This is a genomic window from Streptomyces neyagawaensis, assembly GCF_023516595.1.
Classification (GTDB): Bacteria; Actinomycetota; Actinomycetes; order Streptomycetales; family Streptomycetaceae; genus Streptomyces; species Streptomyces neyagawaensis.
Map to the genome: position 1 here is coordinate 15,663 of NZ_JAMGBG010000123.1, position 13,734 is coordinate 29,396.

The 13,734-nt window shown below is 74.8% G+C and carries 9 protein-coding genes; 5 read left to right on the forward strand and 4 right to left on the reverse strand.

The features are described from left to right. The first annotated feature begins 106 nt into the window (after positions 1-106). The 5 genes from M8J73_RS35695 (at position 107) to M8J73_RS35715 (ending at position 7,847) form a co-directional block, all read left to right on the forward strand. On the forward strand, positions 107-1,516 hold the full coding sequence (locus M8J73_RS35695; RefSeq protein ID WP_055541372.1) for a hypothetical protein: 1,410 nt from the start codon (positions 107-109) through the stop codon (positions 1,514-1,516). Positions 1,517-1,747: 231 nt separating this feature from the next. Then, complete coding sequence (locus tag M8J73_RS35700) at positions 1,748-2,290, forward strand: GNAT family N-acetyltransferase (RefSeq protein WP_055541373.1); 543 nt, start codon at positions 1,748-1,750, stop codon at positions 2,288-2,290. A gap of 243 nt (positions 2,291-2,533) precedes the next feature. Continuing rightward, entirely contained in the window at positions 2,534-2,971 is a 438-nt protein-coding gene (locus M8J73_RS35705; RefSeq protein ID WP_055541374.1) for a DUF3052 family protein, read from the forward strand. A 132-nt stretch (positions 2,972-3,103) separates the two neighbouring features. Beyond that, positions 3,104-4,039: a glycosyltransferase family 2 protein gene (locus M8J73_RS35710; RefSeq protein ID WP_055541375.1), complete on the forward strand. Its 936-nt coding sequence runs from the start codon at positions 3,104-3,106 to the stop codon at positions 4,037-4,039. Positions 4,040-4,400: 361 nt separating this feature from the next. Continuing rightward, positions 4,401-7,847 carry an AfsR/SARP family transcriptional regulator gene (locus M8J73_RS35715; protein ID WP_249829534.1) on the forward strand — a complete coding sequence of 1,149 codons (3,447 nt, stop codon included), beginning with the start codon at positions 4,401-4,403 and terminating at the stop codon, positions 7,845-7,847. 112 nt (positions 7,848-7,959) lie between these two features. On the opposite strand, the gene M8J73_RS35720 is transcribed toward M8J73_RS35715, so the two are convergent. The 4 genes from M8J73_RS35720 to M8J73_RS35735 all read right to left on the reverse strand — a co-directional run bounded on the left by M8J73_RS35720 (position 7,960) and on the right by M8J73_RS35735 (position 13,610). Further along, positions 7,960-9,666, reverse strand: coding sequence for a bifunctional 3'-5' exonuclease/DNA polymerase (locus M8J73_RS35720; protein WP_249829535.1), 1,707 nt, complete (start codon positions 9,664-9,666; stop codon positions 7,960-7,962). Positions 9,667-9,835: 169 nt separating this feature from the next. Next, complete coding sequence (locus tag M8J73_RS35725) at positions 9,836-10,561, reverse strand: Clp protease N-terminal domain-containing protein (RefSeq protein WP_107465369.1); 726 nt, start codon at positions 10,559-10,561, stop codon at positions 9,836-9,838. Between the two features lie 68 nt (positions 10,562-10,629). Next, positions 10,630-12,789, reverse strand: a complete 2,160-nt coding sequence (locus M8J73_RS35730) for an ABC transporter permease (RefSeq protein ID WP_249829536.1) — start codon at positions 12,787-12,789, stop codon at positions 10,630-10,632. Beyond that, positions 12,783-13,610 carry an ABC transporter ATP-binding protein gene (locus M8J73_RS35735; protein WP_372504079.1) on the reverse strand — a complete coding sequence of 276 codons (828 nt, stop codon included), beginning with the start codon at positions 13,608-13,610 and terminating at the stop codon, positions 12,783-12,785. Before M8J73_RS35735 ends, M8J73_RS35730 begins: the two co-directional genes overlap by 7 nt. Positions 13,611-13,734 lie beyond the last annotated feature (124 nt).

Genomic DNA, 13,734 nt, shown 5'->3' on the forward strand with positions numbered 1-13,734 from the left:
CAGCCGTTGACCCGGATCAGGAGCGCCAGCACAATGAGCGCGCGTGCTCTGAGAGCGCTCTCAAACGTCAGGTGTCGCCTGATGTCCCGCACTCCAAGGGAGAACCATGACCGGCAGACCAGGTCCGACCCCCAGCCGTCGCGCGCTGCTCGGCTTCGGCGTGGCGGCGCTCACCGCGACCGGCCTCTCCGGCACGGCCCACGCGGCACCCGGGGTTACCGCCAGGCAGGTGCCCGGCGCCACCAAGGCCCCCGGCGGGTCGGCCCGACGGCGTGCGCAGTCCTTCCTCGCCGCCGCCATGGACGCCTACCCGGACCACGGCACCGTCCGGCTGACGCAGAGCTACACCGACCAGGCGAACCTGTTCAGCACGGCGTTCACGTACGACAACGCCCTCGCGATCCTCGCCCACTTGGCGGTGCGCACGCGGGACGGCGAGGTCCGGGCCGTCGCCCTCGGGGACGCGCTGATCTACGCCCAGGCGCACGACCCGGCCTACGACGACGGCCGGTTGCGGCAGGCGTACAACGTCGGACCGTACGTCTTCTTCGACGGCGTGCCGCAGCCGCACGGCTTCGTGCGGCCGGACGGCACCGCGAACGTCGGCACGCAGTTCGGCTTCACGGGGACGGCCGTCGGGGACATGGCGTGGGCCGGTATCGCGCTGAGCGCGCTGGCCCGGCGGACACGGGCCCGGCGGTTCCTCGCGGCGGCGGTGCGGATCGGGGAGTGGATCGAGCGCACCGGCCGTACGGACGAGCCTCTCGGCGGCTACAAGTTCGGTGTGAACGGGGCGAACGAGAAGCTGCCGTTCACGTCGACCGAGCACAACACGGATCTGGTCTGCCTGTTCGGGCGGCTCGCCCGGCTCACCGGCGACCGGGTGTGGCGGGAACGCGCGGCGCGGGCGGAGGCGTTCGTGCGGCGCATGTGGGAGCCGGCGGGCGGCTTCTTCTACACGGGCACCAACGACGGGGTCACCGTCAACAAGTCGCCCATTCCCGAGGACACCCAGACCTGGACCCATCTCGCGCTCGACTCGCGCCGCTTCACGCGGTCGCTGGACTGGGCGGCCGGTGAACTGGCCGTCCTGGACCACTCCGAGCGCCGCAACAGCACGGTGCCGGCCGGGCAGTCGTTCGAGGGGGTCACGTTCAGCTCGGCGAGCCTCGTGGCCGACGAGGACAAGCCGATCGCCGAGTTCCAGCCGAAGCCGGACCGCAACGGCGTGTGGTTCGAGGGGACCGCCCATCTGGCGCTCGCGTTCCGGGACCGGGGGGCGCGCGGCGACGAGTACCGCGCCCGGCGCCTGCTCGACTCTCTCGAACGCGCCCAGGACCACCTCGGCACCGCCCAGACGGTCGGCGGCCGTCCCCTCCCGGAGCGCTCCGGCATCGTCTCCGCGAGCAGCCCCCTCGACACGGGTTTCGGCTTCGGCTACTACCCGTACCGGCACACCGGCGCGACGGCCTGGTACCTGCTGGCGGCGGTACGGGCGAACCCCCTGCGGGCGTGAACGGCCCCCGGACCGGCTGACCTTGGACAAGAACAGGTTCTACGCCGGTCTGGACGACAAGGCGCGCCGCCTTCTCAGGGACCTGCTGATCCAGTCGCCCCACCGCCACGCGGCGAGCCGGACGCCCAGTGGTGGACGTTGATGTCACGTGCGATGCCGGACCGGCCCGCCCCGACGCGGAGATCGCTTATTGGTTTGCCGCCGGTACGGGCGGTCGGATAGGAAGCTCGCATGCTGAAGGGGACCAAGGTCGGGCTCAGGGCCCGGTACGAGGACGACATCCCGGTCCTGCGGACCGAGCTCTACGACGACGTGGCCAACGCCGCGCGCGCCGAGGCCGGGCCGTGGCGGCCGATCACACCCGACTCGAAGGACCCGCGGCTGTTCGTGGACGGCAAGAACGACGGAGTCGTCCAGTTCTCCGTGGTGGAACTGGCGGGCGACACCCTGGTCGGCACCGCGACGCTCTGGGGCATCGACAACCACAACCGGTGCGCCCACATCGGGCTCGGGCTGCTGCCGTCCTCCCGCGGCAAGGGCTACGGCACCGACGTCGTCGCCGTGCTGTGCCACTACGGGTTCGTCGTGCGCGGCCTGCACCGGCTCCAGATCGAGACGCTGTCCGACAACACCGCGATGCTCCGCTCCGCCGAGCGCAACGGCTTCGTCCGCGAGGGCGTCCTGCGTTCCTCGGCCTGGGTGATGGGCGAGTTCCTCGACGAGGTGCTCCTCGGCCTCCTCGTCCAGGACTGGAAGCCGGACGCCAAGAGCTAGCCGGACCCCGGGGCCCTGGCCACCTGCCTCTGGTCAGCGGCTTCCGGTCGGCGGTCACCGCGGGGCACGCCCCCGCGCCGGGCCTCGCCCCTTTCCCGGCCTTCTCGCCCCGCACCGACACCGCGTCCTCCGCCCCTCCCGTGCTCTCGTCGCCCCCGTCCGGCCCGCCCAGGTTGTGTCGGGGGCGCGGTTCTGTCATGCCGGAAGGGTGGAGGCGTGTGTCTTCTACCTCGGAGGTCGGGCATGGGTGGTGGTTCGGGTGGGGGCGGGTACTCCGGTACGCCGCTCGCCAAGAAGATCGGCGTCAAGGCCGGGCAGCGGGTGCGGTTGCTGCACGCGCCGCCCGGATGGGAGATCCCGGGGCTGCCGGAAGGGTGCGACATCGCCGAGGGCGGGCCTCGGGGCGCCGATGTCGTCGTCGCGTTCTACCGGGCGCACGGCGATCTCGCCGCCGAAGGGCCGGGACTGGTCGCGGACCTCGCCGACCCGGCCATGCTCTGGATCGCCTGGCCCCGCAAGGCGGCCGGCCACACCAGCGACATCACCGAGAACGCCCTCCGCGACCTCTTCCTCCCCCTCGGCGTCGTCGACGTGAAGGTCGCCGCCCTCGGCGACGACTGGTCGGGGCTCAAGTTCGTACGCCGGAGGGAGGAGCGGCGGGGCGGCAGCGGGAAGCGGTAGCACCCCCGCATCCACCCTCATTCGCCGTCGGCAACCGCGTACTTGGGGCGTCTCTGAGAAGTCGTCGGCGTGAACGGCTAGCATCCGGCGGTAATCAGTCGGTCGGTTGCGGGGGCTCGTCGGCTGTCTCGGATGGTCGGTCGACGGGATGGGGTTGGTGTCGTGACGGACGCGGAGGAGGGGCCTCGGGTCGCCGTCGCCGTGGTGACGATGGGGAACAGGCCCGCCGAGGTGGACGCGCTGCTCGCGTCCGTGGCCAAGCAGGACCTGGCGCCCGCACGCATCGTCATCGTGGGCAACGGGTGCCCGCTGCCGGAGTTCGCCGAGCGGCTCGGCCTCCCCGGCGAGGTCACGCCGATCGAGGTGGACGAGAACCTCGGCTGCCCCGGCGGCCGCAACGTGGCCATCGAGCGGCTGCGCGCGTTCGGGGATGTCGACATCGTCGTCGAACTCGACGACGACGGACTGCTCGTCGACGCCGACGTCCTGCGCCGCGTCCGGGACCTGTATGTCGCCGAGCCGCGCCTCGGCATCGTCGGTTTCCGTATCGCCGACGAGACCGGCGAGACCCAGCGGCGGCACGTGCCGAGGGTCGGGGCCAAGGACCCCCTGCGGGGCGGCCCGGTCACCGGCTTCCTCGGCGGCGGACACGCCCTCTCCATGGCCATGCTCCGCGAGACGGGCGACTGGGCCGCAGAGTTCTTCTTCGCGCACGAGGAGACGGACCTGGCGTGGCGGGCGATCGACGCCGGCTGGACCGTGCTCTACGCCCCCGAACTGCTCCTCCAGCACCCGAAGACGTCGCCCGCCCGGCACGCCATCTACTACCGGGTCAACGCCCGCAACCGTGTCTGGCTGTCCCGCCGTCGGCTCCCGCTGCTCCTCATCCCCGTCCATCTGGGGGTGTGGGTGCTCATCACCCTGCTGCGGACCCGCTCGGCGGGCGGACTGCGCGCGTGGTTCGGCGGGTTCATGGAGGGCTGGCGCGAGTCGGGCGGCGAACGCCGCCCCATGCACTGGCGCACCGTCTGGCGCCTCACCCGACTGGGCCGCCCACCCATCCTGTAGCCCCGGCCGACGGCTCCACCCGGGGGCCGGGAATCGCCACCCGGCCAACGGCGCCCATCCGCCAGGCGCTCGCGTACGCACACGAATGCCCCGGTCGTTCACCTCCACCGACCGGGGCACCGCGCGTTTCCGGACCCGGCAGCGGCGGCGGCGCTCCCCCGAGCTACGCGTCGTCCGCGTGCGCCGTCGGCGCCGGATCCGATGAAGTGATCACATCAGGTCCCGCCAACGGATCGCTAACATGTGCCCAACGGTCCTACCGGGACCGTACGGAAGCCGTGGGAGAGTCGGCGCGGGCCGACGCGAGTCGCCGGGGGGCGCGGTCCGGAACGACGGCACGGGAAGGCAGCGGACGGACGCTATGCGGGACGGGCTGCGGTTCGGACTGCTGGGTCCGCCGGTGCTGTACGACGCCTCCGACACACCCGACGGCGACACCGCCCTCGCCCCCGGTCCCCACGCCGGTCCAGACTCAGGTCCCGCCCCCGGCCCCGACTCCGGTTCCCGCCCCCACCCCCGCCCCGACAACGATGGCGGCCCCGTCGACGCCCATGACGCCCGCACCGACCACCCGTACGCCCGTGCCGTACGCCCCGTCGGCAGCGGCAAGGTGCGCGCTCTCCTCGTCGCGCTGCTCCTCGAACCCGGCCGTGTCGTGTCCGTCGACGCGTTGAAGGACGTGCTGTGGGACGGGTCGCCGCCGCCGTCCGCCCAGGCCTCCCTCCAGAACCATGTGACCCGGCTGCGCAGGCTCCTCGACGACCCCGACCGGCTGCGCGCCGTACCGCCGGGCTACCTCCTGCGGGTCGACGAGGGCGAGTTGGACGTCCGGGTCTTCGAGGCGCGCGCCGCCGCCGCGCGGGCCGCGCACGCCGCCCACGACTGGGCCCGCACCGTTCGCGAGGCCACCGCCGCGCTCGACCTCTGGCGCGGCACTCCGCTCGGCGGCCTGCCCGCCGGGGACTTCGGCGCGCACGCCTTCGTCCAACGCCTGGAGGAGGCCCGGCTGCTCCTCCTCGAACGCCGCTACGACGCCGAACTCCACCTCGCACGCGGCTCCGCCGACGCCGCCGACGGCGCCGCGGGCCATGCGGGCACCGCGGCCCACGCGGAGGCGCACGCCCTCACCGCCCTCGCCCCCGAACTCGCCGCCCTCGTCGCCGAGCACCCCCTGCGGGAGGCCTTCCACCGCCTCCTCATGCTCGTCCTGCACCGCACCGGCCGTCAGGCCGAGGCCCTCGCCGTGCACCGTGACCTCCGCGACCGGCTCCGCGACGAACTCGGTGTGGACCCGGGCCCCGCCGTACGCGAGGCCCATCTGGAGATCCTCCGGGAGGGCGAGGACACGCCCTCGGCCCCGCCGACCGCCGACCCGCCCGCCCCCGAGCCCCCGCGCCCGGCGCAACTTCCGCCTCCGCCCGCCCACTTCACGGGCCGTCGCCGAGTCCTGGCCGAGCTGCGCGCCGCGCTCGCCGTGACCACGCCGGCCCGCGGCCACGGCGTACGGGACACCGCGCGGCGCGCCGCCCGCGAACCGCGCCCACCGGGCGGCCACGGCCCCGGTCACGCCCCCTCCCGTGCCGCGCGTCGCCCGGCGGCCGCGGAACCCGTCGTGATCAGCGGCATGGCCGGTGTCGGCAAGAGCGCCCTCGCCCTCCACCTCGCCCACGAGCTGGCCGACCGCTTCCCGGACGGCCAGCTGTACGTCAACCTGCGCGGCGCGACCCCGGGCATGACCCCCCTCACGCCGGCCCAGGCCCTCGCCGCCCTCCTCCGCGACCTCGGCACCGACCCGCGCCGCATCCCGGAACACCCGGACGCGGCAGCCGCGTTGCTCCGCTCGACGCTCGCACCGACCCGCACGCTGATGGTGCTGGACGACGCCGCGCACGCCGCGCAGGTACGCCCGCTGCTGCCGGCCGGCGCCGGGTGCGCGGTGATCGTGACGAGCCGTTCCCCGCTCACCGCGCTGGACGGCGCCCATCGCTTCCCGCTCGCCCCGCTGTCGGACGACGAGAGTGCCGCGCTGCTGCGCGCCGCGTCCGGACGCGCGGCCGGGCTCGACGCCGCGCACCCCCTCGTCGCGCTGACCGGGCGGCTCCCGCTCGCCCTCCGCGTCGTCGCGGCCCGCCTCGCCGCCCGCCGCGCGCTCACCCCGGACGCGCTCGCGGGCCAACTGGCGGCCACCGAAAGCCGGTTGCACCACCTCGAGTACGACGACCTGAGCGTCCGCCGCTCCCTCGCCGTCGCCCACGAGGCCCTGCGCGCCTCCGCCCGCGAGGCCGACGGCGACGCCGCCCACGTCCTCCACCTCGTCGGCGCCCTCGACCTGCCCGCCTACGGCGCCCCCCTCCTCGCCCGCCTGGCCGGCATCGATGAACGCCGCGCCGAGGCCGCCCTCGACCGCCTCGTCGACGTCGCCCTGCTGGAGGAGACGACATACGGCTGCTACGTCCCCCACGACCTCGTCCGCCACTTCGCCCGTGAACTCGCCGACACGGCCCGGACAGAGGCGCCCCGGACAGACGCGACCCGGACAGACGCGGCCTGGACCGGCACAGCTCGGACAGGCGCGGCCCGCCCCGATACGGCTCGCCCCGGTACGGCCCGTACCGATACAACCCGGCCCGGTGCGGCCGACACGACGACAGCGCCGGCCGACCCGAGGACCGGCCCCGCCGCCGGGGGCGAGATCACCGAAGCCCTCCGGTGGTATGCCGCCCGTGCCCGGGAGAGCCTGCTGGTGCTGCTCCCGCCCGGCCACGAACGCGACGAACGGCTCCGTACGACCCCGACGGAACCGGCAGCGACCGCCACGGAACCCTTCGCCTCCGCCGAGGAGGCCTTCGCCTGGGGCGACCGCGAACTCCCCAACATCGTCGCCCTCGTGGAGCGCTGCTCCCGCGAGCCGGGCGGCGACGACGGGACGGCGGCGTACGCGCCCGCCCTCGTCCGCCACCTCTTCCCGTACCTTCACCGGGGCGGCCGGCTCGCCGAGCTCGATGTGCTCGGGGGGTACGCCCTGGACGTGGCGCGGTCGCTGGGGGACGACGAGGCGGAGGCGTTCGCGCTGACCGACCGGGCCGGGCTGCACTTCATGTCCGGCCGCGCCTCGGACGCACTCGACCTCAACGACCAGGGCCTGACGCTGTGGCGGAAGCTCGGCGTCGTCTCGTGCGTACGGCGGTGCCTCAACAACCGGGGGCTCGTGCTGGAGAGCCTCGGCCGGTACGAGGAGAGCGAGGAGGCGCTCCGGGAGAGCCTGGAACTGTCCCGGCAGCTCGGCGACCCGTACGGCGAGGCCGTCACCTTCAGCCATCTCGGCAACCTGGTCAAACACACCGACGCACGGGCCGCCATCGCCCACCACGAGCGGAGTCTCGCCCTCGGCGAGATCGCCGACAGCGTCGTCGTACGGCACACCGCGCACTGCAACATCGGCTACGCCCACCTCAGGCTCGGCGAACCGGCCGCCGCCGTCCGCAGCTTCGAGCAGAGCCTGCGGGTCCTCGGCGACGACGAGGACTGGCAGGGCGAGTCCAAGACGCGGCTCGGTCTGGTCCGGGCCCTGCGCGAACTGGGGCAGGGCGACCGGGCCGACCGCGAGTGCGCCCTCCTCCTCGACTTCGCCGTGTGCCGCGCCGACCAGTACGCCGTCGGCCTCGCCCGCCACCAGCGGGGCCTGCTCCTGCGGGCCGGCGGGCGTACCGAGGAGGCGCGCGACGAATGGCGGCGCGCCCTGGCCGTGCTCGACGGCACGGAGTCGACGGTGACGGGCGAACTGCGCCGCCTGCTGGGGGAGGAGTGAGCGGGACGACGGGAGCGAGAGGGGCGACGGGAGGGAGAGGGGCGAGAGCAGTGAGAGCAGTCAGAGCAATGAGGGGAAGCGCCTTGCGTCGGTATCTCTTCCCGCCCTGCGGCTACTTCGCGTCGGCATAGCACTCCACCACCGCCGTGGTGAACGGGAACCGCACCGGTGTCTCCCCGAACGTCAGCCGCCCCGACAGCTCCGACGCCTCCCGGATGGCGGCCACCACCGCGTCCGCCTCCTCGGCCGGGCAGTGCACGATCACCTCGTCGTGCTGGAAGAAGACCAGCTCGGCGGCCATCCCGGCGAGGGCGCGGCGCAGCGCGGCGAGGAGGAGCAGGGTCCAGTCGGCGGCGCTGCCCTGGACGACGAAGTTACGGGCGAATCGGCCGCGGGCGCGGGAGTTGGTGGAGGCGTACCCGGGCACCCACTCGGTCGTCTGCTCTTGGTCGCCGCCGTCCGGCGCGGCCTCGGCCTGGGGGATGCCCGCCTCCTCGCCCGCCGCGTCGGAGGCCCCGGCCGCGGGCGGGCACGTACGCCCCAGCCAGGTCCGCACCAGCCGGCCCTCCTCGCCCGCGCGGGCCGCGTCGTCGACGTACTGCACCGCCCTGGGGAAGCGGCGGCGCAGCGCGGCGAGGTTCTTGAGACCGTCCCCGGACGTCTGCCCGTACACGGCGCCGAGGACGGCGAGCTTGGCCTGGTCGCGGTCGCCGGAGAAGGCCCGGTCGGAGACGGCCTGGTAGAGGTCGGTGCCGCGTCCGGCGACCTCCATGAGCCCCGGATCGCGGGAGATCGCGGCGAGGACCCGGGGCTCCATCTGGTCGGCGTCGGCGACGACGAGGCGCCAGCCGGGGTCGGCGACACAGGCGCGGCGGATCACCTTCGGGATCTGCAGCGCGCCCCCGCCGTTGGTGACCCACCGGCCGGTGACGGTGCCGTGGGCGAGGAACTCGGGCCGGAAGCGGCCGTCCCGGACCCAGTCCTGGAGCCAGGACCAGCCGTGCGCGACCCAGATGCGGTACAGCCGCTTGTACTCCAGGAGCGGCTTCACGGCGGGGTGGTCGACGGACTCGATCTCCCAGCGCCGGGTGGAGCGGATCCGGATGCCCGCCTGCCCGAACGCCTTGACGACGTCGGCCGGAAGATCGGGCCGCACGCGGCGGCCGAACGCCTGCGACACCTCGTCGGCGAGCTCGGCGAGCCGGCGCGGCTCCCCGCCGCCCGCGTACCGCTCGCCGAGCATCTCGTGCAGGACCTGGCGGTGGACGTCCGCCCGCCAGGGCATTCCGGCGCGGTTCAGCTCGGCGGCGACGAGCATTCCGGCCGACTCGGCGGCGGTCAGCAGCCGCATCCGGTCCGGGTGGGCGGTGGTGTCGTGCCGTCGCTGCTGGTCCGCGTAGACCTCGATGAGATCGGTGAGGGGGACGTGGACGGGGCGCGGCTCGAAGAGGGACGGCTGGGCGCCGGGTTCCGCGGAGCGGAGCGGCGGGTCCGGGGGGACCGGGGTGCGGCGCAGGCGGGCGAGGGCGGCGGCCGCGGAGCGGGGTTCGCCGAGGCGGCCCTCGTGCCCGAGGAGCAGGGTCTCGGCGTCCTCGATGTCGTAGCACCGCTCGACGCGGACGCCGTCGGCGAGCAGCCGGGGGTAGATCTCGGCGGTGGCCCGCCACACCCACCGCCCGACGTCCGGCTCCCGCCGCCGCACGGCCTCCACGAGGTCCGGCTCCCGTGTCACGGGTCCGGCGGGCAGCCCGTCCGGGCCGAGGGGGGCGAGCTCTGCGCCACCGTCCTCGGTCGGAGCGAGAGCCCACCGGTCGGTCATGGGGTGAGTGTCGCAGGGGGGTCTGACAACGAGCGCCCAATAGCTCGGGGGCCACTGTTGTCGGGCGCGTGCGGGGCTGTCGTGGTTTCTCGCGCAGTTCCCCGCGCCCCTGATAAGCGACCGGGGCCGCGCCCCGTGCTTCTCAGCCGGTCGCACCCGGAGACGGCCTCTAACCCTGCCCCTCCGTCACCGCCCGCAGCGCCCGTGCCACGTCCTCCTCCGTCGCCGTCTTCGTGATGCCCAGACCGCTCAGGACGCCCTCTCCGTTCTCGAACTCCAGGAGCGCGAGGAGGAGGTGCTCGGTGCCGACGTAGTTGTGACCCAGCCGGAGCGCCTCGCGGAACGTGAGTTCGAGGACCTTCTTCGCGTCGGAGCCGTACGGGATCAGCTCGGGCACCTCGTCCACGGCCGGCGGCAGCGCGGCCGTCGCCGCCTCCCGCACCGCCTCCGGCGACACCCCCTGCGCGACGATCGCCTTGGCCGCGAGCCCCTCCGGCTCGGCGAGGAGGCCGAGGACGAGGTGGGCGGGCAGGCCCTCGGGGTTCCCGGCGGCCTTGGCCTCGCCGTGCGCGACCATGACCGCGTTGCGGGCCCGCGGGGTGTAGCGGGCGAAGCCCTGCTCGGGGTCGAGGTCGGCCTCGGCCTTCGGCACGAACCGCTTCTGCGCCGCCTGCCGGGTCACCCCCATGCTCTTGCCGATCTCCGTCCAGGACGCGCCGGAGCGCCGCGCCTGGTCGACGAAGTGGCCGATCAGATGGTCGGCCACGTCTCCGAGGTGGTCCGCGGCGATCACCGCGTCCTGGAGCTGGTCGAGTGGTTCCGGGTGGATCTTCTTGATGGCCTCGATGAGGTCGTCGAGACGTACGGAGGCCGTGACTCGCGGGTTCGTCGTCATGTGTCAACCGTAGGTTGACAAGGGAGGGGTGTCAACCCGAAGTTGACACCCGGCGCCGGTGGGCCTCCCTAGAAGGCCCCCCACCAGATCCCCACCGGCGCCCCCAGCAGTCCCAGCGCTCCCGCCAGCCCCGCCAGATTGACCGCGGAGACCGCCGCGCCGAGCACGGCGCCCACCGCCATCGCGACCAGGGCCTCACCCGCGACCACCACCCGGACCTGCCCCCGCGTGGCCCCCGCCAGCCGCAACGACCGCAGTTCCGCCCCGCGTGCCGACGTGGCCATGAGCAGCGTCCCGGCCAGCGCGATCCCCGCGTACAGCAGCGCGATCCCCAGCACCACGAAGAGTCCGAGCCGGGTCTGGGCGCCGCCCTTCGGCCGGTTGGCCTCCAGCCACTCCCCGGCGGCCCACACCCGCCCGTCGGCTCCGGACTCCCGCAGGGCCGCCCCGACCGCCTCCCGGTCCGCGCCGCCCCAGACCCGTATCTCGACCCGGTCCACCCCGGCGCCGCCGGCGTTCGCGGCGGTCACGTACGCCCCGTTGTCACCGGTCCCGCGGGCGAGCACCGCCACGATCCGCAGGCGTACGGGGCGCCCGTCGCCGAGCCAGACCCGCACCGACCGGCCCACCTCGGGCCGCTCCCACTCCTCGTTCACGACGATGGAACGGTCGTCGAGGTCCCGTACGTCACCGGCGACCACCGGAAGCCGCGACACCGCCGCGAACGCCGCCACATCCGTCACCGCCCGCGCATCGGACCGGACGAGCGCGGTCCGCTCCTCCTTCACGTACACGGCGGTAGAAGCCGACGCGGACACCACCGACGTGCCCGGATCGACCACCCCCCGCGCCCCGGCCGTCACACCGCTGGCCCCCGTGGTCGCACCGCCGGCCCCGGTCCCGAACGCCCCGCCGGACCCATGGCGTCGCCCGGCCCACTCGCCCAGCCGACCCTCCGGCCCCGTCACGACGAAGTCCGCCCGGGTCCTGGCCTCCGCCTCCGCCGCCTTCGCCCCGGCGACCGTCGCCGAGGAGCCCAGCAGTGAGCCGGCCAGCGCCACGGTCACCAGGACCGGGGCCGCGACGGCGGCGGTGCGCCGCACGGACGTGGCCGCGTTCTCGCGGACCAGCAGACCGACGGCACCGGGCAGCGCAGCGCCGATGAGCCGGACGAGGGGCCGGACGAGCAGGGGTGCGAGCGCCGCGACCGCGGTGATCAGCAGCATCGGCTGCGTGGTGTACGTCTTCCGCTTCAGCAGCTCCGCCGGGTCCGTGCCCCATCTCCAGGCCAGCAGCCCCAGTCCGGCCGCCAGCAGGGCGACACCGATCACCCGGCGCGACCGGGGCAGCACCGCCGTGTCCACGGACGCCTCCCGCAACGCCTCGACGGGACCGATCCGCCCGGCCCGCCGCGCGGCGACCCACGCCCCCGCGAACGCCACCGACACACCCGTCCAGAACGCCACGTGGTACGGCCACACGACCGAGTCCGGCAGCGCGAACCACGACGGCGCCACCCCGCCCGCCACCAGCTCCCCGATCAGCACGGGCGCGCCCCACGTGCCCAGCGCGCACCCGGCCGCCGACGCCGCGACCCCGACCGCCAGCGCCTCCCCGAGCAGCAGCCGCCGCACCTGCCCCGGCGTGGCGCCCGCCATCCGCAGCAGCCCGAACTCCCGCCGGCGCAGCGCCACGACGAAGGCGAAGGTCGACGCCGTCACGAACACCGACACGAACGCGGTGACCCCGGCGGCCGTGCCCAGCAGCGAGTTGACGGCGACCAGGGCCTCCGCGTCCCGCTCGTACGACGGGTCGACCCGCCGCCGGTCGTCCCCGGTCAGCACCCGTGCCCGATCCCCGACGACGGCCCGTACGTCCGCGACGGGCGCGTCCACCCCGACGGCGTCCCGCGCCGCCGTGTCGTCCGTCCGCACCGGCCCCAGCTTCCGTAGCTGGGCCAGCAACCGCTCGTCCACAGGGTGTGGACGGGCCAGCTTCTTCGACACCCGCGCCGTACCGGACCCCCGCTCCACCTCGACCGTGAGCGTGTCGATGCCCGCCACCACGACGGGGGAGGAGGCGAACCGCTCGGGTTCGCGCCCCGGCGGGTCCAGGGTCGCGGCGACCCCCAGCCCCATGACCGCCACCACGCCCACGCCGAGCGCGACGGCCACGAACGACCCCACCAGCGCGGCCCACCGCGCCCGCAACGACGCCAGACTCAGCACGACGACGACCTCCCTACGACCACGCCCGCCCTGCCGGCCCCGCCCGTCACACCTGCGTCGCCCGTCCTGCCTACCGCACCCGCCACTTCCGCCGCCGGACCCGATCCACCGGCCCCGGCGCCGCGCTCCAACCCCGCCATGTGCGCCGCCACCGCCTCCGCGGACGGTGCGGTCAGCTCCCCGCTCACCCGCCCGTCGACGAGGAACACCACCCGGTCCGCGTGCGACGCGGCCACCGGGTCGTGCGTGACCATGACCGTCGTCTGACCCTCCCGGTCCACCAGTTCGCGCAGCAGTCCGAGCACCTCGCGGCTGGTGGTGGTGTCGAGCGCGCCCGTCGGTTCGTCGCCGAACAGCACCGCGGGCCGGGTGATCAGCGCCCGCGCCAGCGCCACCCGCTGCTGCTGCCCGCCGGACAGCTCGGCCGGCCGGTGCCCGGCCCGCTCGCCGAGCCCCACCCGGTCGAGCGCCGCCCGCACCGCGCCCCGTGACGGCCGCCGCCCGGCGAGCCGCAGCGGCAGGGCGACGTTCTGGGCGGCGGTCAGCGAAGGGAGCAGGTTGAAGGACTGGAAGACGAAGCCGATCCGGTCCCGGCGCAACAGCGTCAGCCGCCGTTCGCCCAGCCCGCCCAGCTCGACCCCGTCGACCCGCACCGTCCCGCCCGACGGCCGGTCCAGCCCCGCCGCACACTGCAACAGCGTCGACTTGCCCGACCCCGACGGCCCCATCACCGCCGTGAAGGTCCCCACGGCGAAGTCGAGATCCACCCCGTCCAGGGCGACGACGTCCCCGTACACCCGCCGCAGCCCCCGCACCCGCACGGCCGCCGAGCCCTCCGCGGCCGACGTTCCTCCCGACACCCCGGCGTCCGCCGCCACCGTCGGTGTCGCCGGTGCTCCTGACGTCCCGTGCGTTCCCGCCGACCGCCTCAGCCACCCCGGCCGT